This window comes from Planococcus maritimus, assembly GCF_001592825.1.
In the GTDB taxonomy this organism is placed as follows: Bacteria; Bacillota; Bacilli; order Bacillales_A; family Planococcaceae; genus Planococcus; species Planococcus maritimus_C.
Genome location: NZ_LTZG01000001.1, coordinates 1,071,787 through 1,096,365, shown reverse-complemented (window position 1 = coordinate 1,096,365; position 24,579 = coordinate 1,071,787). Strand labels below are relative to the sequence as shown.

Below are 24,579 nucleotides of genomic sequence, written 5' to 3'. Positions count from 1 at the left end.
AATCGACTTTTGCTTAAAAGAGACCAAAAAAAGAACGGGCATGGAGCCCGTTCTTTTTTATGTGAAAATATCTTCTTCCTTCGGCACGAGCAAATTGAGCTTTCCTGGCTGGACGCGAATCGAAGCCGGCGTCTGCATATAGATTTCCCCGTCGGTATCGATGTCCATCGGGGTGTTTGTGCGGATGTCGATGTCGCGTCCTTGCAGGTGGATGATATGCTCGAGGTCTTCGGCCGTAAGATGGGGTTTCGATAAAGAAAACCACTCGCGTATCGCAGCGAACGACGAGCTTTGAATGATGAAAACATCCAGTAATCCATCTGCCGGGTTAATATCTGACATCGGGAACAGGTGGGTGCCGATGGATTTCCCGTTCATGACCAGGACCAATACGGCTTCCTCTTCATAGGATTGGCCGTCGATCGACAGCGACACGTCAAATAGCTCTGACTGTCTCATCGTTTGCATTGCGCTCATGAAATAGCTGAGTTTGCCATAACGTTGTTTCAAATTAGGGTCGATATTGACAGAAGCGTCGGTGATCAAGCCAATGCCGGCAAAATTCAGGAAGGTGCCTTCGTTGATGGTGGCGGTATCGACTTGCTTCAGCTCGCCTTGGCTCAAGCTATTCGCTGCTTCATCGAGGTATAAAGGGATATTCATTGTGCGGGCAAAATCGTTGCACGTACCACTCGGCAATATTCCGAGCGGCGGCGGGTTGTCGATCGAACTGAGCACACGTGCTGCCAAATGGACAGTGCCATCGCCCCCAGCGACAAAAAGGGCATCGGCGCGTTCAGCGGCAGAACGACAGGCGGATTCCATCTCTTCAGGGGAATCCGTCTTGATCAGCTCCAATGTTTTAGACGATGCGGCGAGATGCGGTACTGCCTCTCCCATCACCGCATCTAACGTGGACGCACCTGCCTTGGCATTATACAATAATACGGAATGCGTGAATCCGGCCATGCGTAAGTCCTCCATTCTTCCTCATTACTTAACCATTCCACTTATGGGGGACCAGTAAACGCATCAGCGGAATTCCGTAAAAAGGAGTGCTCTTATGACGAAAAAAATGTATTACGAAGATCCTTATTTGATGGAAACAACGGTTCAAGTGAACAACTCGGCAGCGGATGAACACGGGCCGTATGTCCTTCTGGATCAGACTTGCTTTTATCCAGAAGGAGGAGGGCAGCCTGCAGACCGTGGCTTGATTGGTGCGGCGGATGTGACGGATGTCCAAACCATTGAAGGAGAAATCCGCCATTATCTAGACCGGCAGCTGGAACCAGGTGAATACGTGGCGATGCTGGATTGGCAGAGAAGGTGGGACCATATGCAGCAGCATGCCGGACAGCATCTTTTAAGCGCGTTATTGGAAGATCACCACGGGTATAAGACGGTTAGTTTTCATTTAGGGCAAGAGCGGGTATCGATTGACTTGCATCAAGCCTCGATCGACCAGGAAACTTTGCGGCACGTGGAACTGGAAGCCAACCGGATTATCCAGCGCCATTTGCCAATCCATACGCGTTTTGTCACTGACCAGCAGCTAGCGCAATTGCGCTTACGCAAGCCACCTGCTGTCAGTGGAGAAATCCGCTTAGTGGACATGGAAGGCATCGATTTGAATGCCTGTGGCGGCACACATCCGGATAACACGGCAGGCATCGGGATGTTGAAGATTCTGGGGACGGAAAAAGCGAAAGGCGGCACGCGTCTTTATTTTCTATGCGGGGAGCGCGCGCTGGAGCATTTTGGGAAATTGAGCGATATGAGCGATGCGTTAATCGGAAAACTGAATGCGCCACTTACAGAATTAACACAAGCTACCGATATTTTATTGGTTGAAAAAAGCGCAGCTGACAAAGAACTCGTGGAGTTGAAAAAGCAATTATTGCTATTTGAATCAAAAGCCATGCCTCCAGATAAAGGCGTCATCATCCAGAGTTTTACCGACCGCCCAGTTAAGGAATTACAGCAATTGGCGAGGCTGGTGACACAACAATATCCATCGATTTGCGCATTGTTTGCGGCGCAAAAAGCAGACAGCATCCGCTTTGTTTGTGCTCGCGGGGAGGACTGTACAGCTGATATGAGAGAGACTTTGAAGCGTCTGCTTGCTGAAACAGATGGCAAGGGAGGCGGTACTCCTGCACTTGCACAAGGCGGTGGCAATACAACTGCATCATTTGAACGCTTCCGGGAGATCTTCGGCGAAATTCATGCAAATTAGCGCAGGCTGTAACTTTTTCGTGTCATTAAAAGTCTAATGGGTAAATGCACGGGAAAGGTCGTGATTTTCATGAAATGGAGCAGAGCGTGGTGGATAGCGGTTATTCTCTTAGTATTTTCAGGTGCAGCGTTTGTCTTGCTGACAGAAAATGTAGCAATTAGCGGTTCATCCACTGCCCTTTCAGAAGCTGGTTGGCGGGCAAATTTCTCAACTCCGCTGGATACCGACGCGATCGAAAAAGGGGCGGTCTATCTTACGGATGCGACCGGACAAAAACTTGAACTCGATATGCAATTGGCCAATGGCGGGAGGACACTCGAAATCCCAGACATTACTAGCGGAAACTATAAACTTCATGTCACCAAAGCTGCCTTGTCCAACAGTTTCCTGAAAAGCCTTTCGATAAATCAACTCGAGTTCACGATACAAGATGAAGTCCAGAACCTGGCTGGGGGAGAAGAGCTGCGTACGTATTTCACACGGTTGTTAAAGCTTCAAAAAGACAATCCTTTCTACCGGGGATTTGGTGAAGGGGTAGAGGAAGCGGAAGACAGCGCTTCTAGTGATGCAGGCGGGATCGGGGGCAGCAACGACCACTCATCTACCAATAACCAGGTGGAAGGCATTGACGAAGGGGATATCGTGCAAACCGATGGAGATTATTTGTATTCCGTCAGCGAATCGCGTGTGACGATTTCCGATATTCGCGATCCGGAAAACATGGAGCTCGCAGCAATAGTGAAGTTCGATAAAGAAACATATCCGGAAAAATTGTTTTTATCAAACGATACACTTGCCGTCATTTCGAACCGCTTTTCGCTTATGGAAACGGACGATGAAGCGGAAATGGAAAGTTTCATGCCCTATTCAGGCATTACCGTTGTTTCACTTTATGACGTCAGCTCGCCCGGCAACCCAAAACTGGTCCGCGAATTCGGCAATGAAGGTTCTTTTAATAATGCACGCTTATCAAATGGCATTCTTCATTATGTCAGTAATGTATTCCCGAATTATTGGATTTTGGAAGAGCGTCCCGATATTGAGTTGCGGCCAAATTTCTTCGATTCGAAGCAAGGCGGGGAGTTCGAACCTTTGCCTTATGAAGACTTGACTATCCTGCCGGGAACGATGGAAGGGAGTTATAGTGTTATCACTTCCTTGAATTTGGAAACGCAAGCATCGAATGAAATTTCCACGAAAGGTTTTCTAGGCGGCAACGAACAATTGTACATGAGCGAGCAGCACCTGTATTTGACTGCCTCTGCTTTCGAGACAGCTGAAGGAGAGTTTGGAGACACGACGATGTGGGTGCCGCAGCAGGCGGACACAGAAATTTTTAAATTCGACTTGAAGGGCATTTCGGTTGAATTTACCGCTTCTGCTCGTGTTCGTGGATCTTTGCTGAACCAATTTTCGATGGATGAATTCGAAGGTCATTTCCGTTTGGCGACCACAGAAGGAGTCGCTTGGCAGCCGGCTTCACAACCGAAAAACCATTTATTCATTTTAAATGAACAATTGGAGCAAGTCGGTTCTGTGGAAAATTTAGCCCCGAGTGAACGCATCTATTCGGTTCGTTTTATGGGCGAGAAAGCGTATATGGTGACGTTCCGGGAAACCGATCCGTTGTTTGCCATCGATGTGTCGAACCCGTCCGCGCCACAAGTGTTGGGGGAATTGAAGATACCTGGATTTTCCAACTACTTACATCCACTCGATGAAACTCATTTGATCGGCTTCGGCTATGAAACGAAAATTGAACCTGTCAAAGGTGGCGGCGAGCCGCGTATCGTGACCGGTGGGATGAAGCTTTCCCTGTTCGATGTCAGCGATATGAGCAACCCGAAGGAAACCGACACGGAAATCATCGGCGGGCCAGGCACTTATTCTGCCTTGCAATACGACCACAAAGCGTTATTCCGTCATGAGCAGCAGAGCTTATTCGGTTTTCCAGTATCGATCTATCAAGGAGATGGAATGGAATATATCGAATTCGAGGCAGAAGGGGCTTTGGTGTATTCGATCACAGCAGAAGGGATCGAGCTATCAGCTGATTTGACGCAAGCCTCCGATCAGCCTTATGAAGATTGGAATACCTCGGTCCAGCGCATGGCCTACGCGAAAGACGCGTTATACACAGTAGCGAATAGTGAAATCAAGAGCTATCGCTTATCGGATTTTGAACCACTTGATACCTTGCCTTTACGATAAGCATACAAATGAAAGCGGATCTCCTTTGAGGTCCGCTTTTTCTTTGCGCCAAATAATTGAAAGAAGAAAAACAAAGTTTGTATTGACAGAAAACGGGAATAACAAAAATATTCTGAAATCAAAATAGGAGGGGAAAACATGAAGGCCGTAACATTTCAAGGGACGAAAGATATGCAAGTCAAAGAAGTCAAAGACCCGGAGCTCCAAAAGCGCGATGACATTATCGTCAAAATAACATCTACCGCCATTTGCGGCACAGACCTGCACATTTACCAAGGGGCCTTGCCGACCACTAAAAACACCGTCATTGGCCATGAACCGATGGGGATTGTTGAAGAGGCTGGGCCGGATGTTACCAAAGTGAAAAAAGGCGACCGCATTGTTCTGCCTTTTAATATCAGTTGCGGCCATTGCTTTTACTGCTCACATGAAATGGAAAGCCAATGCGACAATTCAAACGGCAATCCCCATTTTGATACGGGTGCCTATTTCGGTTTGACGGAACGCTATGGCGACTATTCAGGCGGGCAAGCGGAATACTTACGCGTACCGTACGCCAATTTTATGCCACTCGTTATCCCGGAGTCTTCAGAACTCGAAGACGAACAAGTTTTGTTCCTGTCAGACGTATTGCCGACCGCCTGGTGGAGCGTTGAAAACGCTGGTGTCAAAGAAGGCGATACAGTCGTTGTACTCGGCTGCGGGCCAATTGGGCTCATGGCCCAAAAGTTTGCTTGGATGAAAGGCGCGGCGCGGGTTATTGCGGTGGATGAATTGCCGTACCGGATGGAAAAAGCGAAGAAAATGAACAATGTGGAAATTGTCGACTTCAGCCAACATGACAATACCGGGGCATTGATCCATGAACTGACGAAAGGCGGAGCCCGAGTCGTCATTGATTGTGTTGGGATGGATGGGAAAAAATCGACTGCTGAAGCGGTTCAGCAAAAATTGATGCTGCAAGGCGGAACCTTGAGTGCCATCGATATCGCGAAAGATGCAGTCAGTAAATTCGGCACCATCCAATTGACCGGCGTCTACGGATTGACCTATAACCAATTCCCGCTCGGCAATCTATTCGAACGCAATGTAACGCTGAAGATGGGTCAAGCGCCAGTCGTTCACTTGATGCCAATGCTTCTCGACAAAATTGAAAAAGGCGAATTCGATCCGCGCGAGATTATTTCCCATATCGTGCCGCTTGAACAGGCAAGTGAAGCATACCAGATTTTCAATGACCACGAAGACGAATGCACGAAGGTCATTTTGAAACCATAAAGATACCGACAAAACGCTCCGGTAACCGGAGCGTTTTCATTTTGCCCTCTCTGCGGTATGATGGTACAGAAGAAAAAGGGGGGAGACCAGATGACCGAAATATCGGAAGTCAGAAGAGAACTTGCGCTGGATTGTTTTCTCTTGGCCGGAAAAGTCATGATGGAAAGCGGCGCAGAAACCTACCGGGTGGAAGACACGATGATCCGGATGGCGGTTTCGCAAAACATGATGGATTCCCATTGCTTTGTGACTCCAGCGGGCATCATGTTTTCCCCGAGCAATGATTTGCCGACGCGCTTTGTGCGCATACACGGACGCCGCACCGACCTTGAACGGGTAGCACGCGTCAATGCCGTTTCCAGGCGCCTTGTTGCAGACCAATTAACCTTGCAGCAGGCGTATGAAGAAATGACAGAAATCGAGAAAACCCATTATTTGTTTCCATTATGGCTGCAAATTCTTGCAGCAGCAGTTGCCAGTGCCTGTTTCCTGATTTTAATGGGAGGCGGTTGGGCAGATATTCCATTCGCTTTCGTGATCGGGGGCATCGGCTTTTACATTGTGGAAATGGTACTCATAAAAACGAGGGTCAAATTTTTCGCGGAATTTATAGGAGCCGTGGCGATTGGTACTTTAGCGGTACTGGTAGTCCATAGCGGATTCGGAAATGACCCCGACACCATCATCATTGGCTCGGTCATGCCGCTTGTTCCAGGCTTGTTGATCACCAATGCAGTACGCGACATGATGGCTGGCCATTTTGTATCTGGCTTGTCGATGGGGGCGGAAGCGTTTCTGACGGCGTTCGCCATCGGGGCCGGCATCGCCATTGTATTGTCATTTTAAGGAGGAGATCGAATGAACTGGCCTTTAGAAGCGTTTCTAAGTTTTTTGGCAGCCGGCGCATTCGGCATCATTTTCAATATCCCGAGAAAAACGTTGATTAGTTGTGGATTGGTAGGAATGAGCGGCTGGCTTTTTTACAGAACTTATTTCCTCTTGTTCGATGACCCAATCCAAGCGACATTCGCCGGCGCCTTTATTGTCGCCATTGTTGCACATATTTTGGCGAAGACCTTTAAAATGCCAATGATTATCTTCAGTGTCGCCGGTATCATCCCGCTTGTTCCCGGAAGCCGTGCATACAATGCGATGCGCAATATCGTGGAAAATGATTACATGGAAGCGGTCGATTTTGCCGTGCAGGCATTGATGATTTCAGGTGCCATCGCCATGGGCTTGGTTTTCGCAGAAGTTATCATGCAATTGTATTTCAAATATCAGGCAAAACGAACACAGAAGAAAATGGGATTCACCCAGGAATAAATTATCAACAACAGGCTGCCTGCTTTGCGGGCGGTTTTTTTCTGGTTGGAATAATCTATGCAAAAGATGAAACGGATGACACTAACCCTAATAAGACGGCTATCCAAACGACGCCACCTTCCAATTCATCACCTTCCGCCTAGATGAAGGAAGCGATTTCTCCGCTAGCTGATGCACCTTCCAGAAGTACAAACAAAAGGACACCGAACTCTCAAAGAACTCTAAAAGCCGATCCGCGCCCAGGGTGAAGCGAAGTGAGAAGACAGGCGATCTTCCTGGCTTCTCACGAAAGCTCAACCCAAAGCGAATCAGCGGCTATCCAAGCGACCGCCACCTTTCAATTCATCACCTTCCGCCTAGATGAAGGAAGAGATTTCCCCGCTAGCTGATGCACCTTCCAGAAGCACAAACAAAAGGACACCGAACTCTCAACGAAATACAAAAGCCGATCCGCGCCCAGGGTGAAGCGAAGTGAGAAGACAGGTGATCTTCCTGGCTTCTCACGAAAGCTCAACCCCAAGCGAATCGGCGGCTATCCAAGCGACGCCACCTCCCACTTTCAACTCTGCACCTTCCGCCTAGCCGAAGGAAGCGATTTCCCCACTGGCTGATGCACCTTCCAGAAGCACAAACAAATGGATACCGAACCCTCAACGAAATACAAAAGCCGATCCGCGCCCAGGGTGAAGCGAAGTGAGAAGACAGGTGATCTTCCTGGCTTCTCACGAAAGCTCAACCCCAAGCGAATCGGTGGCTATCCAAGAGGCGCTATCCCCCCAGCGCAATAAAAAACCCAAACCGCGGAAACTCCACAGTTTGGGACAACCATCACTATTTTAACCATCTTTCAAGTTCTTCAGTATTCATCGGATGGCTGACGATATACCCTTGGATGCTATTGCATCCCATTACACGAAGCAGCTCAAGCTGATCGTTCGTTTCAACCCCTTCAGCAGTCACTTGGAAATCAAGCGACTTGCCAAATTGGATCATGCCGTTAATCATCTTTTGCATCTTCTCTTGTTTGGTAATCGATTGAATAATGGTACGGTCGATCTTCAAAGAAGAAATCGGCAATAGCAGCATGTAACGGAAAGAAGCATAGCCTGTTCCGAAATCGTCCAATGCGAATTGCACGCCTTGTTGGTTCAGACGGTTCATTTGCTGCATGATTGGGCGTTCGGCTTCAGCTTCAAGCGCAAACTTCTCAGTGATTTCGATTGTTAGAGAATGAGGATCACAATTAGTCGCTTTGATTTGCTCAATCAGCTTGCTGGCCATATCTTTATCACGGAATTCACGGATGGAAGAGTTGATGCTGATGCGCATATTGATGCCTTTTGCTTTCCAATCTCTCAATTGTGCACAGGCCGTTTCTGCCACAAAGCTGCCGATCTCATGAATCATGCCATTTTCTTCAGCAATCGGAATGAGTTCATCAGGCGTAACGACGCCGATTTCATCGTCATTCCACCGGACCAGCGCTTCTACACTTTCGACGTTGCCAGTCAAAAGATTTACTTGCGGCTGGTACAACAATTGTAGATTTTTCCGGTCGAGTGCATGGACAAGTCGCTTTTCAATAAGCGCTTTGCGGTTCAAGCGTTCGTGGTCGTCTGCTGTCAAAGTGGAAATGGCGCTGCCGCCGCGGTCTTTGACTTTCTTGATGGTCGCATAAGATGCTTTGATCAAGTGGATGAAACTTTGCTGATCTTCCGGATATTTCGTGATGGCGCCACTGACAGTCAAAGGGACTGCTGTACCGCGGATATAGATTGGGTGCTGCTGTAAATACGGCAAGAAACCTTCGATAAACCAATTCGGTAAAGGCGTAATCAACGCGAATTCATGGAGCCCTGCGCGCGTGATCAATGAATCGGAAAAATACATGCGCAAGCGTTTGGTAAATTCAATGAGCAATTCATTTTCTGTATCCGTATCCGATACATCACGTAAGGTGTAGAAACGGTCAATATCGAGAAATAGGAAAGAGAAATGACGACCTTCTTTTACGTGTTCTGCAACCGCTTGTTCAAGGCGGTGGCGATTCGCAAGTCCTGTAATAGGATCGATAAAAGCAATTTCCTCAAGGTGTTTTTGAGCATTCTTTGTTTCCGTTATGTCTTTTTCAAGGAAAATATAATACACATCTTCTTTAGATAATTGCATCGGAATCGCTGTTAGGTCCACCCAATACGGTTCCCCGTCTTTGGTGGCTTTTTTCGCCTCGCCGTTCCAAACTTGGCCATTTTTCAGGCTTTCTAGAATGGAGTCGACAAATTCAAGATCTTCTTCGCCATCGTGAAACATTTGCCACACAGGTTTGCCGAGTACGCGTTTTGGGGTCCATTTACTGAGTTTGAGGAAATGGGGATTTGCATAGGTGATTAGGAACTCTTGGTCAAAATAAGTCATCATAAATGAATCGTCCAGCCCGTGGCGAAGATGACTTAATTCTCTTGCTGTCGAATCTGCGCTTACGCTATCATCAACTTCGTAGATCGTCAGAAGAAAACGATCGCCATGTGATGTGAACGCTTTCGTAACGATTGTGGAATAGCTTTGGCCGGTACTGCCGAGCCCTATTTCCATGTTTTCGAATCGAACCGGATCCGTACTTTCTAGCAGTGTTTCCCAAGGCTGCTTGTGGAGCGATGCTTGTTCTGGGTTCATATACGAAAAGGGATGACCTATAGCTGTTTCTGTATTTAGTTGAAAGATGCGTTCGGCATGCCCATTGAACCAAGTGATGAGCCCCTGTTGGTCGAAAATGATGATGGGGAAGGGAATGTGGTTATATGCTAGGCTCTGTGCCAAAAACTCCTGCTTTTCACTCATAAACTGACGCTCCTTAACCGTTTTGTACTTTCATTATAAAGAAGAAAAGGTCTTTCGTCACCACTTTACAAAAATATAACACGGGAATTTTAGCACAGAAATGATACTACCTTTTTTTACCCTCTCATGAGAGAATAGGCATGATTCGGTTGAAAATTGAGGAAATCACTTAAAATGTCCCGATTTTGACCGGTTAAGGAGATTGTAAAAGAAAAATTAGGTAATTCATCACGGATTTGTTATTTCGAAGTGAAGGGGTGCTGGGATTGGAACGTCTTAAAGGAGTTTCCATGATATTGATAGGAGCGATGCTTTGGGGAGCGACCGGCCCGCTAATGGAGTGGACACTCGATGTCTACCCAATTTCTGTTCCATTCTTATTGACCATCCGGCTTATCGTGGCTGGAATCGTGCTGCTGTTGTTTTTGAAAATGAAACAGGTTCAAGTCACCTCCATTTTCCGTCAAAAAATATGGACGCGCCCGTTATTGATTTTTTCTGTTGCGGGCATGCTTGGGGTCCAATATAGTTTCGTCGCAGCAATCGATACGAGTAACGCCGTTTTTGCTACACTGATGCAATTTTTGGCCCCAGTATATGTCATCATTTTCGTTTCTATGCGTTTGCAAAAATGGCCGCCGGTGTATCAGGTTCTCGGTATGCTTGGTACGCTAGTCGGATTGTTTCTATTATTGACGGACGGGCGAATGGATGCCCTTGTCATTAGCGGAGAGGCCTTGTTTTGGGGCATTCTTGTCGGCTTGGCGTTTACGTTCTATACGCTGTATCCGGCTAGGCTCATGGAGGAATGGGGGGTTTTGCTCGTCGTTGGCTGGTCGATGCTGTTCGGTGGAATCTTTCTCGGCTTGATCAATCCAATTTTTTTGTCGGATGAGTGGGATGTCTTGTCGGATCCACTGCTCGTCTTGGCGATCATCGCGATTATCCTGGTCGGCACGATGGCGTTCGTCTTGTTCTTGAGCAGCATGCGCTTTATTTCGCCCGTGGAGACGAGCATTCTATCGGCCATGGAACCATTGACCGCGATGGTTATTTCGCTCGTTTGGTTTGGTCATTTTCTTTCGCCACTGCAGATTGGCGGCGCCTTTCTCATGTTGGTTTTCGTTACGTGGCTGTCTTTTGCGGGCAATGAAAAAAAGCTTATGGACGAAGGATAGCTAGCGGAGCATACAGCAATACGCTGTATGCTTTTTTGTTGCCTATAAACTCGTCTGATCTTGAGAGCATGACAAAAAAAGGATTTCCCTACCTGATAACTGAAAATTATGGCATACTAAATGATATAAAGTTCGAGTTTCGAAATGTTCAGGAGGCACCTTTATGAAAACTGTTTTTTCTTATACCAAACCTTATTCATTGCTCATTGGCATCGCTTTATTTTTGATGCTATTGGAAGTTGTGCTCGAGCTCTTGCAGCCTTTAGTCATTGCTAGCATCATCGACGACGGCATCGTGGCAGGAGACCAGGACACCATCATTCGTCTGGGGCTTGTGCTCATGGGCTTGTCATTGGTCGCTTTTGTTTCAGGTGTCGCCAACTCGTATTTCGCGTCCCACGTGTCCCACAGCTTTTCATTTGATGTCAGGCAAGAAGTGTATAAACGCGTGCAAGGCTTCTCACTCGCAATGTTCAATAAATTTCCGGCATCTGGCCTTATTACGCGGCTGACGAGTGATGTCCAATTGATCCAGCAAGTGCTGTATATGAGTTTGCGCATCATGCTGCGTGCACCGCTTTTAGTTATCGGTAGCATGATCATGGCGTTTGTCGTCAATGCGCAATTGGCGATTTACTTGATCATCGTCTTCCCGATTTTGCTAGCATTTTTGTACGTAATGGTCCGAAAAGGCGTCGTCTACTTCAGTTTTGTCCAGCAGCGACTGGATAAGGTCAACCGTCTCGTGCAGGAAAATTTGCAGGCGGTTCGGTTGATCAAAGCGTATTTGCGCGGCAAGTATGAAGCAAACCGTTTTTCCGAAGTGGCAGGGGCACTGAAAACAGACACAGTCAAAGCGTTCCGCATCATGGAGATCATTTTGCCGATCTTGCTATTCGGCATGAACGTGTCGCTGCTCGCAGTCATTTGGTTCGGGGCTTTTGATATTCGCAGTGGTGATGCACAAATCGGTGAATTGGTTGCGATCGTCAACTATGCGATGCGGATGACGGGTGCGTTTTCGATGTTTTCATTCATCATCATGGCATTTGCGCGCGCTAAGGCATCTTCTGACCGAATTGAAGAAATTCTTTTGGCGAATGACGGCGATGAGGTGGTTCAAGGGAAGACTGTACCGATTGAGGAAGGGACCGTTAGTTTTGATAAAGTGTCATTTACGTATCCTGGCACTTCGCGTCCGGTGCTGCAGAATATCAGTTTCAAGCTGGCCCCGCGTGAAAAACTGGCCATTATGGGTGCTACAGGTTCCGGCAAGACCTCGCTTTTGCAATTGATCCCGAGATTTTACGAGGCGACAGAAGGAAGTGTGTCAGTTCATGGCCGAGACATTAAGGAATGGGACTTGCAGGAATTGCGCAAGACCATTGGACTCGTGCCGCAACAGTCGATGCTCTTTACCGGCAGCATTTCCGACAACTTGTCGTGGGGCAATGAACAGGCGGAACTTCCAGAACTTCAAGGAGCCGCGGAAAAAGCTCAAATCGACGAAACGGTTCAGCGCTTTCCGAAAGGTTACGAAACGCGCGTTGGCCAAAAGGGCGTCAATTTATCCGGCGGCCAGAAACAACGATTGTCCATCGCCCGTGCGTTGGTCCGCAAACCATCGATTTTGATTTTGGACGATAGCACGAGTGCGCTTGACGTCAAAACCGAATCCTCATTATGGGCAGAACTCGATAAAGAACAGGCAACAACATTGCTTGTGACCCAAAAAGTGAGGACAGCGATGCGCGCAGACCGCATCCTGCTGTTAGAAGACGGCGTCGCTTCAGCTTACGGTACTCACGAGGAACTACTGAAGAGCTCTTCTTTGTATCGTGAAATCGCATTGTCCCAGCAAGCAGAGGAGGTGGGGGAATATGTTTGATGCCATCCGCCGGCCTTTCGGCTATGAGCCCGTCTTAACCAAAGAAGATTTAAAGAAATCGCCAGATAAAAAGAATGAACGCGCAAAAAACTGGAAATCCACCTTGCTAAGAATATGGAAGTTGGTGGACGAACAGCGTACGTTGTTGATCATCGTCTTGGCGCTTGTCTTCATTAGTTCAGCCATGGCGTTGCTCGGCCCATTTTTGATCGGCTATATCATTGATACTTACATTGTGCCGGGTGCTTTCGAAGGGATGGGCTTAATCATCGGCTGGCTCATCGTCGTTTACGTCCTTCATTCCGTTTCCTTGTACTTGCAGAACTATTGGATGGTCGGCATCGCCCAGCAAGTCATCTACCAAATGCGGGCGGGATTATTCGGCCATTTGCAGCGCTTGCCAGTGTCGTTTTTTGATAAGCGGCAACATGGAGAATTGATGAGCCGTGTGACCAACGACATCGAAAACGTTTCATCGACACTTAACACCTCATTCATCCAAGTGTTCTCGAGCATCCTGACTTTGGTCGGGACGGCGGTCGTAATGGTGATGCTGAGCCCGATGCTCACCATCTTGACGTTCATCATCATCCCGCTTATGTACGTGTCGGTTCGATGGATCACCAAGCGAACAGGGCGTTTGTACAAAGAGCAGCAAAAAGCGGTCGGCGACTTGAACGGCATGATCGAGGAAACCATTTCAGGGCAAAAAATCGTCAAAGCCTTTTCCCAAGAAGACCGTGTCATGGATGATTTTCTCGAAAAAAGCGAGCGTCTACGCCGGACCGGTTTCTGGGCTTGGACATATGCGGGGTTCATTCCCAAAGTGATGAACTTTTTGAATAACGGCAGTTTTGCACTCGTTGCAGGTGTTGGGGGATTGCTCGCCTTGAACGGTTCCGTCACAATCGGCGTCATCGTCATTTTCACTGAGTATTCGCGCCAGTTCACGCGGCCATTAAATGATTTGGCGAACCAATTCAATACGGTGTTATCAGCCATTGCCGGGGCTGAACGCGTATTTGCCATCATGGACGAAGCGGAAGAAGCGGACGATACGAAACGTAATGCCGACAAACGTCTTGACGGAAAAGTTGAATTCGATAAGGTGTCTTTCAAATACGAGGGCGCCGAAGAGGAATGGACCATCCGTGATTTAAGCTTCACGGTCGAAACCGGGCAGACGGCAGCCTTTGTCGGTGCGACAGGTGCCGGGAAAACGACCGTCATGCAGCTATTGGCTAGGTTTTATGATGTCAATGAAGGCGAAATTCGCATTGACGGCACGCCGATCGGTGCGATGCCAAGAGAGACTTTGCGCAAGCAAATTGCCTTTGTCTTACAAGACCCGTTCTTGTTTGAGGCGACGGTCAGCGACAATATCCGCTACGGCAAACTCGATGCAAGCGATGAAGAAGTGGTGGAAGCGGCGAAGCAAGCCAATGCCCATGAATTCATCTCCAAGTTGCCAGAAGGCTATGACACGGTATTGTCTGGCGACGGTTCGATGATCAGCCAAGGCCAGAAGCAGCTGTTGTCAATTGCCCGCGCGCTTATTGCCGACCCGGTCATTTTACTGCTTGACGAGGCGACGAGCTCGATCGACACTGTGACCGAGTTGAAAATCCAAGAAGCGCTTGAACGCCTGATGGAAGGCCGCACAAGCTTTGTCATTGCCCATCGTTTGAACACGGTGAGAAAGGCAGACTCTGTTTACGTCATGGAACTCGGCAAATTGGTCGAAGCAGGCAGCCAGGACGAATTGCTGAATAAAGGCGGCTTGTACGCCACGATGCTGACAGATGCCAAATTATAGTGAAACCTAAGCAGGAGGCGGGGGAAATCCCGACTTCTGCTTTTTTTGTTTTTCATGAAGAGACAGTGAAGGAAAGCATAATTTCAGGAGCCGGGTGGCGGCAAGCGCTGTGGGCGGTTATGATTAAAAGAAAAAGAAAGGCGGGATGGAAATGGAATTATCCCTGTCGATTGCGTCGTTTCCGATTGATGCGGAAACTGCAGGGGAAATGGAGCAGCTGATTGACGGCGAGCCAGAACAATGCCGGATGTTGCTGCAAAATGAATTATGGCAAAAACCGTTTGCGAAAGGATTCGCGGTGCTCGCTTATACCGATAGCGGGGAATTGGTCGCTTATGCGGCGGCAGCGGATCTCGTCGGTTTGCATCATTATGAATGGTCGGCATTTGTCTCGCCGGATTACCGTCGGCTTGGATTGGCAACGGCATTGGCTGATGGCGTTCAGCATTCGCTCGAGCAGCGTGGAGCAGAAAGCGAACTTGCGGCATTCACAGAACATATTGCGTCAGATAGCTGGTTAGAGAGCCTTGGATATGGGCGTTCTTTCCAAGAGCTACAGTTTGAAGCGCAGCCGCTTTCTACATATCAGCTTGCCGAAACTATCGTCATTGAGGCCTATCAAGAAAAAGACTTAGACGAACTGGTGAATCTGCTGCGTGCGGCATTTGACGAATCGGCCATTCAGGTTCTTGAGCATAATTTGGAAGACCCCGAACGCCGTATCTATTTGATGCGCCAGGAAGGCAAGCTTGTGGCAACGGCTACATTGAGCAGTGAAGATAGGGATTTGTGGCTGACATCGCTTGCGGTCTCGCCGGATAGTCGACGATCAGGTCATGGGCAGGCCTTTTTGAAGTGGGCACGTCAACTAGCATATCAGAAAAACTTGTTACGTGTGCTGGTCGAAGTAGATACTGACAATATGGCTTGGCCAGTTTATGAGAAGGCAGGCTTTGCAAGAGTCTCGACCATTTCCTATTGGCAGCGCGTGCTGCAATAAAAACCGTCCAACGGCCAATCCGCAGGACAGTTAAGTGTTAAGCTTATTGGTTTGTTTGTTCGTAATTTTTATCGGACCCGTCTGCGTAATCTATTTCAATTTCGATTTTCTTAAAGCTAGCGTCGATGCCGAAAGCTTCAACAATTTGTTTGATGACTTCATCATCCGGTGTGTCAGGGGTTAAATCCAACTGGGACAAGCCTTGTTCCAGTTCATTGAAAGCATCATCGCCTGTCAAGTCCACGCCGTCGATCTTGTTCTCGTATTCGGCCTCTACTTGACCACGCTCTTCTTCGTAGCTGAAATCTAAGGCCTCATCCTGATCAGACATATCGACCTCAACAGATAGGTCAGTGAATCCGTAAGTTTTGCCGTCCGCAGTTCCTTCTGCTTCGCCGCTTGGAGAAGCATCTTCAGTCGATTCGGCTTCCGGCGCAGGCGTTTCTTCAGAGGCCTCATCCGTTACAGGTTGGGTGACTTCCTCGTCGTCGCCGCAAGCAGCTAGGGCAAGTGCAGAGGACATGATAAGAGCTGGGAAGATCAACTTGTTGTTTTTCATCATGGTACAAAAACTCCCTTTCAATTTTAAGTATTTCCAGTTCTATTCCCGAATCTATGGGAGATAAGCAACGCAAACGTGCAAAACGTATTGCACAATGTTTAATAAAAGAAGAGTCGAGCACAAGCTGAGTTTGAATGGAGCCATTTTCATGGATCAATATAAAAATGGGCAAAACATCGCCGCCGCAGAAGAACAAAATATCCGTACGGACTTCAAGGAAAGCATGACCTACGGGGAATACTTGCATCTCGATAAGATATTGTCGGCACAACATAGCGCCAGCGGACATCACGACGAATCGCTTTTCATCATCATCCATCAAGTTTCTGAGCTGTGGATGAAGCTGATCCTGCACGAATTGTCGGCAGCTATCCGCCATATTGAAGCGGATGATTTGCAACCGGCCTTCAAGCAATTGGCGCGCGTGTCACGCATCCAATCGCAGATTATCCAAGGCTGGGATGTCTTGTCGACTTTGACGCCTGCGGAGTACTTAGAATTCCGCGATGACCTTGGCGATGCGAGTGGTTTTCAATCCTACCAATATCGCATGATCGAATTCGCGCTCGGGTATAAAACGAAGCATGTCTTAAGCATTTACGAAAAAGATCCTGCTTTGCACGAGGAATTAACCAAAGCCTTCTACGCACCGGGGTTATACGATGCAGCGATTCAAAAATTGGCACGCAGTGGTTTCGAGATTGATGATAATGTGCTAGCGCGCGACGTCAGCACCGTATACGAGTCGAATGACAGCGTCCGGAAAGCCTGGAAGGAAGTGTACCGCAACGTCGACGAGCATTGGGAATTGTATCAATTGGCCGAGAAATTGGTCGATATTGAAGACTGTCTGCAGCAATGGCGTTTTCGCCATATGAAAACAGTCGAACGAATCATTGGCTTTAAGCCAGGGACGGGCGGCTCATCAGGTGTTAATTATTTGAAGAAAGTATTGGATCAATATTTCTTCCCGGAACTTTGGCAGATCCGGACAGACGTTTAAACGCAGGAGGTTGGCTCATGGAAATTTTTGCACATCGTGGAAGTTCGGGCACGCACCCGGAAAACACACTGCCTGCTTTTATAGAAGCGGCGATGTTGCCGGTTGACGGAGTGGAACTGGACGTTCACCTATCGAAAGACGGGGAACTCGTCGTTATCCATGATGAAAAAGTGAACCGCACCACGAATGGCAAAGGCTATGTCAAAGATATGACGCTTGCCGAATTGAAACAGCTGGATGCGGGGAGTTGGAAAGCAGACAAATGGATTGGAACTGCAATCCCCACATTGGGCGAAGTGTTTGAAGTGTTTGCAGAAACTTGGCATGACCTGAATGTCGAGCTCAAAACCGATATTTTCCCTTATCCAGGAGCGGTGAAAAAAGTGGTCGAGCTTGCCGTAAGCCATGGCCTAGAAAATCGGCTGGTCATTTCTTCGTTCAATCATCTGGATGTCCAGGAAGCGACCGGGCAACATAATGTCACAGGGGCTATTTTGGCTTCCAATATTTTGGTGGATATGGCGGCTTATGCTGAAACCGTCGGAACGAAACGGCTTCATCTGTCCTTGCCGTTTGCGCTTCGCCACGGTGCAGAACTAGTTAATAAAGGCTGTGAAGTCTATGTGTATACGGTCAACCGGCTGGATTATACCGAGCAATTACGGGACATTGGCGTGAAGGGCATTTTTACCGATTATCCGGAAAAAATGTTGAAGGAAATCACATGAAACAGACCGCTCTTGGCATGTGGATTCTTGTTGCACTCGCTTTGGGATTCACCGATAAGGTAAGCTGGCCATTCGTTGCCGCATTGTCACTCGTGCCTGTATTCTTCATAGGCCAGCCGTGGTATCGCCATTTGTTAAAAAATAGATGAGTTATAGTGAAAAAACCGCCCAGTAGCTGTCTGATCGACAGCCGCTGGGCGGTTTTGGGTTAGATCACCATTTGGCGTAATGCTCTTCTGCAGAGCCAAGCAATTGGTGGATTTTTAACTTTTTGCCATCTGCATAACGGACATAGCCATTATAATATCCGAACAATTGATGGACTTCGGATTTCACAAGCCGCGCATCCGATTTTGAGACACGCTCGTAGAAAGGCGTAAAAGTTAATTTGACATCGTCGGTCAATTTCGTGTGAATCAGCCACGGTTTTTTGAAATCTTTTTTATCGTAGCGGAAAATGACGTCTTCGCTGATTTTGGTCATGCGGCCATTGACGAAAAAGGCATTCTCCGTCATCCCCGTGCCGTCCGTCCATTTGCCTCCGAAATTCAGCCCGATCACTTTTCCAAGTGAACGCTGGGAAGCCATGCCCCAATTCCAGACAGTGGTGCGCGGCCAAACGCCCCGACCGTAGTCCAAAACGGAGAAACTGTCCATTTCATCGAAATCATAACGGGTGGGCCCGATTTGGACGGTCCCATTTGTCGGCAGTGCATGGTGCTTCGCCGTGAATTGGAAGGTTTGCCGATTCCATGGAACAACGACGTTCAGCGATTCCATCTCAGCCGGATGCGCAATGGAAAGCGAGGCATGCAATTTCTCCCCATCGAAATCCGGAATGCTGACGACTAAGCGTGTGTTGCCTTTTTCAAAGGTGGAATGGACAAATATGTCGGAAGTATGGAAATGCGAGCTGTCGAGCACGCTTTCCGATAAGCATAAATTCCTGGAATACGGCACCATGACGGTCTTTTCAAAAAAACGCTGCGTTTCGTAATTAAGGAAATATACAAAGCAAAGTGCAGCATAATCCAGATGGCAGATGGTAGCTGAAAAAACGATTTCGTCCCCGAACACGCACCAGTAATTCCATTTTTTCTTGCGCATGAAATTGCCCGTTAAATTGCATTCAATGATCGGTTTCTTGGCGTATCCAATAGCGTTTGGATTCAATTGGCCTTTCGCATCGCATAGTTTCACGTATTCTGTCAGTTCGCGTTCCACATGTTGCATTGAATCCACCTCGTTGTCTTCTAATGCCCTTATTGTATCAGAAATTCCCGCGTTTTCCCGGAAAAATGCTACGAAACAGGACCAAAGACTAAGGTTTTATTATACGGAAGCGGGTGGCCTTCTCCACATAAATGCCAGCGTACCTTCTCCGGCATGGACGGCGAGCGACGAACTCAAATTGCCGATCAGTACGTTCGCTTCTGGGGCGAATTTGAGCAGCTCTGCCTTTAGCTCTTCTGCCTGTTCAGGGATGTGTCCGTGCATGATTTGGAAATAGGGGATGCCGTATTTTTCATGATCGGATTTTGCACGGTCTAAAAGATAAGCTAGCGCTTTCTTGTGTGAACGCACTTTGTCAATCGGTTCAAGTTCACCTTTCTCGGTAATCTGGACAATGGGTTTGATTTTCAGTACGCTGCCGATGTAATACTGCGCTCCGCTCATCCGTCCGCCTTTGTACAATTGGCTTAAGTTGCCGATCAGGATGAAATTGCGGAAATCGGTCGTTTCCTGCTCAAGGCGCTGAGTAATTTCTTCTGCGGAATACCCTTGATCCTGAAGCGCTAATCCGCGTTCAAGAAGTCCAGATAAGCCGTACGACAAAGCGAGTGAATCCACGGTGTAAACCTTGAATTCCGTCATTTCAGCACCGGTCATAGAAGAAGCAATGGTACCGCTCAATTTGGCCGAGGCATGGACAGCAACGGCACATTCGTATTCTTCTTTCAGTTTTTCATAAAGTTCCGCGAATTTTCCTGCCGAGGGCTGTGAAGTTTTCGGGAAATCCTTTGAACTTTTCATGCGCGCATATAGTTCATCGTTGGACAGGTCGATGCCGTCATCGATAAATTCTTCCGAGCCGAAATGGATATTCAGCGGGACAATATAGACATCAGGGTGTGATTTGAATTCATCTGTGACATAGCCGGTTGTATCCATGATCCATGCAATTGGTTTTTTCATCTGAAAACCCCTATCTATCGAGTATTTTGAATAATAAAACTATAACACGGATAATAATATGGTCCTAGCTTTCTTCAATAAAAAACTGTAAAACCAGGAAATCAGGCTTTCTTGGCAGGAAAACGTTTTTCCAGTGAAACTTTCAAGTTTTCTTTATGACGAATTACAATAACAATTATGGCAAGAAACAGCGGCCATACGACCGATTGTACCTGAAGGGCAAATGCGACAGCGAAAAACGCGCTGAAGCCAGCGAGCATCGACAAAGTGGCGCTTTTCAGCCACGGGTAAAAAGCGAATGACAAGACGAGCATCGCTAAAAACAAATCAGGTGTCAGCCAAAATGTTACACCGGCAAAAGTCGAGATGCCTTTTCCGCCGCGGCCTTTGCGCCAGAGTGGGTAAATATGGCCGACGACTGCAAGCAATCCGGCCACTGCCACGGCCACTAAAGAAAATTCCAGCCAAAGTCCTGCCCATACGACGGCCGAACCTTTTAAGAAATCGCCAAGAAACACTAAAAACGACGCCCTGTGTCCAAGTACGGATAAGGCGTTGCGGGCGCCTGGATTGCCGCTGCCCGAAGAAGCCAAGTCTACACCTTTCCATTTCCCTATCCATAAGGCAGTCAAAAAAGTGCCAAGCAAATAAGCCGATATCCAATACAAAATAACCATCGTATCCCTCCAACACATTAAGTCTCGCCCAGAACATGAATGGCCTCCCCGGTTCGGGAAGGCCAATGAGTTTTCTTAGGAAAGTGCGGATGCTTCAAATAAATAATCGCTGATAACGCGGAGACCTTTATCGAAATTCTCCAAATGGAAGTGTTCATTCGGCGCATGGAAGTTTTCTGATGCCAGCCCGAAGCCCATCAAGACCACAGGGAATCCAAGAATTTCATCAAACGCGGCGACGATCGGGATCGATCCGCCCATGCGCGTGAACGCGGTCGGTACTTGGTAGACTTTTTCATAAGAACGGCCCGCTGCCTGGATGGCTGGATGATCATAGGGCGTCAGGAATGGTTTGCCTTTATCGAATTCAGTGATGGTGACCGAAACGCCAGCAGGTTTATGCGCTTCGACATGCGCTTTCAATTTAGCGATGATGTCATCCGGATCTTGGTCAGGAACAAGCCGGCACGTGATTTTCGAGCTGGCCTCCGCTGGTAAAACGGTCTTGATACCTTCGCCGGCAAATCCGCCGGTGATGCCATTGACTTCAAGTGTCGGGCGAATCCATGTACGCTCGACGAAGGAATACCCTTGCTCGCCGAAATCTTCTGAAATGCCGATTGCCTGCTTTTCGTTTTCCAAGTCGAAATCGAGTGCGGCGAATTCTGCGCGTTCTTCGTCAGAAACGGGGCGCACATCGTCGTAGAAACCTTCAACTTGAATGACGCCTTCTTTGTCGCGGAACGACTCCAAAATTTCCACTATGGCGTGCAGTGGATTTTGAACAGCGCCGCCGTAAAGACCGGAGTGCAAGTCGCCTTTAGGTCCGTTGACATCAATTTGGATGCCGGCAAGTCCGCGCAGCCCGTAACAGACAGCCGGACGCCCTGGCCCTTGCATGCCGGTATCGGAAATGACAATGATGTCGGCATCGAGTTTTTCCTTATTGTCTTCGACGTATTTCGGCAAGCTTGGGCTGCCGATTTCTTCTTCGCCTTCAAGGATGAATTTAATATTGACGGGAAGTTCGCCGTTTAAGTTGAGCAAAGCTTCCACAGCTTTCACGTGCATGAACACTTGGCCTTTATCATCGCTTGCGCCGCGTGCGTATAATTTATTGTCTCGGACATGCGGATCAAAGGGCGGTGTTTCCCATAAATGGAGCGGATCGACCGGTTGGACATCGTAATGGCCGTAGACCAAAATTGTCGGCTTGCCCTCTGCGTGGAGCCAGTCAGCGTAGACTACCGGATGGCCGTCAGTTTCGTCGATGCTGGCATTTTCAAGGCCTGCTTTGGTCAATGATTTTATCAGCCATTCTGCGCCTTTTTGCATATCGGCTTTGTGTTCGGACAAAGAGCTGACCGATGGAATGCGCAAAAAGCTTTTCAATTCTTCGAGATGGGCCTGGCGGTGATCTTTGAAGTACTTATCGATTTGAGTGGCGTTCATAAAATCCCTGCTTTCCAGTATTTTTAGTATGTGGAAATTATAGCATAGCTAAGTTGTCCTTTTCGACAAGAGGAAAATTGCTGTGGTATTATGGATAATACGGAAACAGTTCGAAAAAATTTTATAGGTATTTTACTGGAGGAAGTAAATTTGTTTATCGCATTGGCATTATTTCTGATCATGTCGTTTTTCCTGTCGGGAAGCGAAACGGCGCTCACGGCAGTTAATAGGATGAAGGTCCATCTTCGCGCGGAGCAAGGGGACGTCAAAGCCCAGAAGCTCGAGAAATTAATCGCGAAGCCGGACCGGATGATCACGACTATTTTGATCGGTAATAATATATCCAATATCATGCTGCCTACGCTCGTCACGACCATTGCCATCACAGAAGGATGGGAGGTCGGGCTTGCGACAGCCATCTTGACGATTATCCTGATTATTTTCGGGGAAGTGTTGCCGAAAACCATTGCAGCGACGTTCGCAGATAAAATCGCTTATATTGTAGCGCCGGTCATCGGGTTTTTGGTCGTGCTCTTTAAACCACTGACATGGTTGCTCGCCCAGTTCACGAATATCTTCATCCGTATCATTTCCAAAGGCAGCGTTAAAGAAGCGACGATGACCAAAGAAGAACTGCGCACGATGGTTGATATCGCGTCAACTGAAGGGACGTTTGAAGCAGACGAATCAGAGCGCATCAAAGGCGTACTCGATTTTCCGCATAAAGACGTATCGGACGTAATGTCGACACACCGTACGGACACAGTCGGCATTTCCATCGAGATGACTTACGAAGAAGTCCGTGACTTGATTTTGGATTCCTCGTATACGCGCTACCCAGTCTACGAAGAAAGCATGGACAATGTCGTTGGCCTGTTTTATTCCAAAAAGCTGATTGAGTGGTCGATGAATCCGAACTTGAATCTGGTGGAATTGATGGACGATAATCCATTGTTCGTCGTACAGTCAGTAAGCGTCGAGAAAGTTTTCAAATTAATGATGGCAAAGAAAAAGCACATGGCTGTCATTCTGGATGAATACGGCGGAACGCTCGGGATTGTCACGCACGAAGACATTATCGAGGAAATGATTGGGCAGGATATTGAAGACGAGACAGACGATGAAGATGACGAATTGGTTTTTGAAATCAACGATAGCCAATTGTCTTGTCATGGCCGCCTAGAAATTGAAGATGTCAATGAAATGTTTGGGATCGAAGTACCGGAAGACCATGATACGATTGCGGGCTTTGTCATGCAGCAACTCGGCCATGTGCCAGAGGCCGGCGAGGAATTTACTTACGAGAACTTGCATGTGATCGTAAACAAAATGGACAGAAACCGAATCGAACGTTTAACCATTACGAAAATGGCTGAACCCGAAGAGGCAGAAACCGTTAGCGAAAACTCAGTCAAAAGACAATAACAGCAAGCCGGCCTGAACCAAGGCTGGCTTTTTTCATTTCTTACAACATTGTAAGGAGACTGAAAGAGGGAACGATAGAGCGTAAGCTGAAGCTCAGGCACAATTAAGGCATAAGATCACCGGACGGAGGTAACACCGATGGAAGAGCTATATGCCGAATATAATCGCTACATCTATCATCTATGCCTGAAACTTACCCGCAATAAAGCTGAAGCCGAAGACTTGATGCAGGAAGTCTGGCTGAAAGTCGTACGCTATGAATCCTCAATCGCAGAAGTCGATCACGCCAAAGCCTGGCTAACGACAATTTGCATGAATACATTCCGCGACCGTTATCGTAAAAATGTACGCCGCAGCAAGCATATCGCCAATCAGCCGGAAGGACTCGATGTCTCCCTTTTGGATTTGATCCCAACTGATGAAACCGGGACGGCAGAACTATTGGAAAAACAAGACGTCTCGGTCATGATCCGCCACAAGATTTCTGAGTTGGATGCGATTTACCGAACCACCATCGTTTATTTTTATGTCCACCAGTATTCACTCGTGGAAATCGCTGAAGCGATGAAGGTCTCGATCGGTACCGTAAAATCCCGTTTGCATCGTGGCAAGCAACGCCTGAAAGACATGCTGATAGAAGATGTAAGAACACGCGAATACGTAGTAATTGCCTAATATGAAGCCAACCCCAGCCAATTAACGGCTGGGGTTTTTATATGGGAAATAATAACTTATATTTTTTTAATATCCTTCCGCTTATAA

At 47.7% G+C, this 24,579-nt stretch carries 20 protein-coding genes; 13 read left to right on the top strand and 7 right to left on the bottom strand.

The window, feature by feature from the left end; genetic code table 11:
• Positions 1-57: 57 nt before the first annotated feature.
• Complete coding sequence (locus AY633_RS05360; RefSeq protein ID WP_068487173.1) at positions 58-969, bottom strand: diacylglycerol/lipid kinase family protein; 912 nt, start codon at positions 967-969, stop codon at positions 58-60.
• 94 nt (positions 970-1,063) lie between these two features.
• Between AY633_RS05360 and AY633_RS05355 the strand changes: the two genes are divergently transcribed.
• The 5 genes from AY633_RS05355 to AY633_RS05335 all read left to right on the top strand — a co-directional run bounded on the left by AY633_RS05355 (position 1,064) and on the right by AY633_RS05335 (position 7,054).
• Positions 1,064-2,239, top strand: a complete 1,176-nt coding sequence (locus AY633_RS05355) for an alanyl-tRNA editing protein (RefSeq protein WP_068487171.1) — start codon at positions 1,064-1,066, stop codon at positions 2,237-2,239.
• A 69-nt stretch (positions 2,240-2,308) separates the two neighbouring features.
• Positions 2,309-4,450, top strand: a complete 2,142-nt coding sequence (locus AY633_RS05350) for a beta-propeller domain-containing protein (protein WP_068487169.1) — start codon at positions 2,309-2,311, stop codon at positions 4,448-4,450.
• A gap of 138 nt (positions 4,451-4,588) precedes the next feature.
• The gene (locus AY633_RS05345) at positions 4,589-5,728 is read left to right on the top strand and encodes a zinc-dependent alcohol dehydrogenase (RefSeq protein WP_068487167.1); all 1,140 of its coding nucleotides are present in this window, start codon (positions 4,589-4,591) and stop codon (positions 5,726-5,728) included.
• Positions 5,729-5,818: 90 nt separating this feature from the next.
• On the top strand, positions 5,819-6,574 hold the full coding sequence (locus tag AY633_RS05340) for a threonine/serine exporter family protein (protein WP_068487164.1): 756 nt from the start codon (positions 5,819-5,821) through the stop codon (positions 6,572-6,574).
• 12 nt (positions 6,575-6,586) lie between these two features.
• A complete protein-coding gene (locus tag AY633_RS05335) occupies positions 6,587-7,054 on the top strand; it encodes a threonine/serine exporter family protein (protein WP_068464446.1) in 468 nt (155 codons plus the stop codon).
• A gap of 831 nt (positions 7,055-7,885) precedes the next feature.
• Here AY633_RS05335 and AY633_RS05330 read toward each other — a convergent pair.
• A complete protein-coding gene (locus AY633_RS05330; RefSeq protein WP_068487162.1) occupies positions 7,886-9,892 on the bottom strand; it encodes a putative bifunctional diguanylate cyclase/phosphodiesterase in 2,007 nt (668 codons plus the stop codon).
• 266 nt (positions 9,893-10,158) lie between these two features.
• Here AY633_RS05330 and AY633_RS05325 point away from each other — a divergent pair, with 266 nt between their 5' ends.
• The 4 genes from AY633_RS05325 (at position 10,159) to AY633_RS05310 (ending at position 15,774) form a co-directional block, all read left to right on the top strand.
• Positions 10,159-11,070 (top strand): DMT family transporter, encoded by a 912-nt coding sequence (locus tag AY633_RS05325; RefSeq protein ID WP_068487160.1) that lies wholly within the window; start codon positions 10,159-10,161, stop codon positions 11,068-11,070.
• Positions 11,071-11,233: 163 nt separating this feature from the next.
• The gene (locus AY633_RS05320; protein WP_068487158.1) at positions 11,234-12,958 is read left to right on the top strand and encodes an ABC transporter ATP-binding protein; all 1,725 of its coding nucleotides are present in this window, start codon (positions 11,234-11,236) and stop codon (positions 12,956-12,958) included.
• Positions 12,951-14,774, top strand: a complete 1,824-nt coding sequence (locus AY633_RS05315; RefSeq protein WP_068487156.1) for an ABC transporter ATP-binding protein — start codon at positions 12,951-12,953, stop codon at positions 14,772-14,774. The genes AY633_RS05320 and AY633_RS05315 overlap by 8 nt, the downstream gene beginning before the upstream one ends.
• 151 nt (positions 14,775-14,925) lie before the next feature.
• Entirely contained in the window at positions 14,926-15,774 is an 849-nt protein-coding gene (locus AY633_RS05310; RefSeq protein ID WP_068487154.1) for a GNAT family N-acetyltransferase, read from the top strand.
• Between the two features lie 43 nt (positions 15,775-15,817).
• Here the strand turns inward: AY633_RS05310 and AY633_RS05305 are convergent, their stop codons facing one another.
• Positions 15,818-16,336: a YusW family protein gene (locus AY633_RS05305; protein WP_068487152.1), complete on the bottom strand. Its 519-nt coding sequence runs from the start codon at positions 16,334-16,336 to the stop codon at positions 15,818-15,820.
• A gap of 148 nt (positions 16,337-16,484) precedes the next feature.
• On the opposite strand from AY633_RS05305, the gene kynA reads away from it, so the two are divergent.
• Positions 16,485-17,339 carry a tryptophan 2,3-dioxygenase gene (kynA, locus tag AY633_RS05300; protein ID WP_068487150.1) on the top strand — a complete coding sequence of 285 codons (855 nt, stop codon included), beginning with the start codon at positions 16,485-16,487 and terminating at the stop codon, positions 17,337-17,339.
• A 17-nt stretch (positions 17,340-17,356) separates the two neighbouring features.
• Positions 17,357-18,067, top strand: a complete 711-nt coding sequence (locus AY633_RS05295) for a glycerophosphodiester phosphodiesterase family protein (protein ID WP_068487148.1) — start codon at positions 17,357-17,359, stop codon at positions 18,065-18,067.
• 213 nt (positions 18,068-18,280) lie between these two features.
• Here AY633_RS05295 and AY633_RS05290 read toward each other — a convergent pair whose 3' ends face one another.
• From AY633_RS05290 to AY633_RS05275, 4 genes are all read right to left on the bottom strand, one after another.
• On the bottom strand, positions 18,281-19,300 hold the full coding sequence (locus AY633_RS05290; RefSeq protein ID WP_068487146.1) for a DUF2804 domain-containing protein: 1,020 nt from the start codon (positions 19,298-19,300) through the stop codon (positions 18,281-18,283).
• Positions 19,301-19,399: 99 nt separating this feature from the next.
• Positions 19,400-20,263 carry a DegV family protein gene (locus tag AY633_RS05285; protein WP_068487144.1) on the bottom strand — a complete coding sequence of 288 codons (864 nt, stop codon included), beginning with the start codon at positions 20,261-20,263 and terminating at the stop codon, positions 19,400-19,402.
• A 101-nt stretch (positions 20,264-20,364) separates the two neighbouring features.
• Positions 20,365-20,940, bottom strand: a complete 576-nt coding sequence (locus tag AY633_RS05280; protein ID WP_068487142.1) for a glycerol-3-phosphate acyltransferase — start codon at positions 20,938-20,940, stop codon at positions 20,365-20,367.
• A 75-nt stretch (positions 20,941-21,015) separates the two neighbouring features.
• On the bottom strand, positions 21,016-22,392 hold the full coding sequence (locus AY633_RS05275) for a dipeptidase (RefSeq protein WP_068487140.1): 1,377 nt from the start codon (positions 22,390-22,392) through the stop codon (positions 21,016-21,018).
• 150 nt (positions 22,393-22,542) lie between these two features.
• Between AY633_RS05275 and AY633_RS05270 the strand changes: the two genes are divergently transcribed.
• Both AY633_RS05270 and AY633_RS05265 read left to right on the top strand, forming a co-directional pair.
• Positions 22,543-23,817: a hemolysin family protein gene (locus AY633_RS05270; protein ID WP_068487138.1), complete on the top strand. Its 1,275-nt coding sequence runs from the start codon at positions 22,543-22,545 to the stop codon at positions 23,815-23,817.
• A gap of 138 nt (positions 23,818-23,955) precedes the next feature.
• Entirely contained in the window at positions 23,956-24,492 is a 537-nt protein-coding gene (locus AY633_RS05265; protein ID WP_068464407.1) for an RNA polymerase sigma factor, read from the top strand.
• The last annotated feature ends 87 nt before the right edge of the window (positions 24,493-24,579 follow it).

Excerpts from the sequence above, each read along its gene's own strand:
- AY633_RS05310 (WP_068487154.1), top strand. The coding sequence starts at position 14,926 with ATGGAATTATCCCTGTCGATTGCGTCGTTTCCGATTGATGCGGAAACT.
- kynA (WP_068487150.1), top strand. The coding sequence starts at position 16,485 with ATGGATCAATATAAAAATGGGCAAAACATCGCCGCCGCAGAAGAACAA.
- AY633_RS05320 (WP_068487158.1), top strand. The coding sequence starts at position 11,234 with ATGAAAACTGTTTTTTCTTATACCAAACCTTATTCATTGCTCATTGGC.
- AY633_RS05280 (WP_068487142.1), bottom strand. The coding sequence starts at position 20,940 with ATGGTTATTTTGTATTGGATATCGGCTTATTTGCTTGGCACTTTTTTG.
- AY633_RS05305 (WP_068487152.1), bottom strand. The coding sequence starts at position 16,336 with ATGATGAAAAACAACAAGTTGATCTTCCCAGCTCTTATCATGTCCTCT.
- AY633_RS05315 (WP_068487156.1), top strand. The coding sequence starts at position 12,951 with ATGTTTGATGCCATCCGCCGGCCTTTCGGCTATGAGCCCGTCTTAACC.
- AY633_RS05340 (WP_068487164.1), top strand. The coding sequence starts at position 5,819 with ATGACCGAAATATCGGAAGTCAGAAGAGAACTTGCGCTGGATTGTTTT.
- AY633_RS05330 (WP_068487162.1), bottom strand. The coding sequence starts at position 9,892 with ATGAGTGAAAAGCAGGAGTTTTTGGCACAGAGCCTAGCATATAACCAC.
- AY633_RS05295 (WP_068487148.1), top strand. The coding sequence starts at position 17,357 with ATGGAAATTTTTGCACATCGTGGAAGTTCGGGCACGCACCCGGAAAAC.
- AY633_RS05345 (WP_068487167.1), top strand. The coding sequence starts at position 4,589 with ATGAAGGCCGTAACATTTCAAGGGACGAAAGATATGCAAGTCAAAGAA.
- AY633_RS05360 (WP_068487173.1), bottom strand. The coding sequence starts at position 969 with ATGGCCGGATTCACGCATTCCGTATTATTGTATAATGCCAAGGCAGGT.
- AY633_RS05350 (WP_068487169.1), top strand. The coding sequence starts at position 2,309 with ATGAAATGGAGCAGAGCGTGGTGGATAGCGGTTATTCTCTTAGTATTT.
- AY633_RS05285 (WP_068487144.1), bottom strand. The coding sequence starts at position 20,263 with ATGAAAAAACCAATTGCATGGATCATGGATACAACCGGCTATGTCACA.
- AY633_RS05355 (WP_068487171.1), top strand. The coding sequence starts at position 1,064 with ATGACGAAAAAAATGTATTACGAAGATCCTTATTTGATGGAAACAACG.
- AY633_RS05265 (WP_068464407.1), top strand. The coding sequence starts at position 23,956 with ATGGAAGAGCTATATGCCGAATATAATCGCTACATCTATCATCTATGC.
- AY633_RS05275 (WP_068487140.1), bottom strand. The coding sequence starts at position 22,392 with ATGAACGCCACTCAAATCGATAAGTACTTCAAAGATCACCGCCAGGCC.
- AY633_RS05335 (WP_068464446.1), top strand. The coding sequence starts at position 6,587 with ATGAACTGGCCTTTAGAAGCGTTTCTAAGTTTTTTGGCAGCCGGCGCA.
- AY633_RS05290 (WP_068487146.1), bottom strand. The coding sequence starts at position 19,300 with ATGCAACATGTGGAACGCGAACTGACAGAATACGTGAAACTATGCGAT.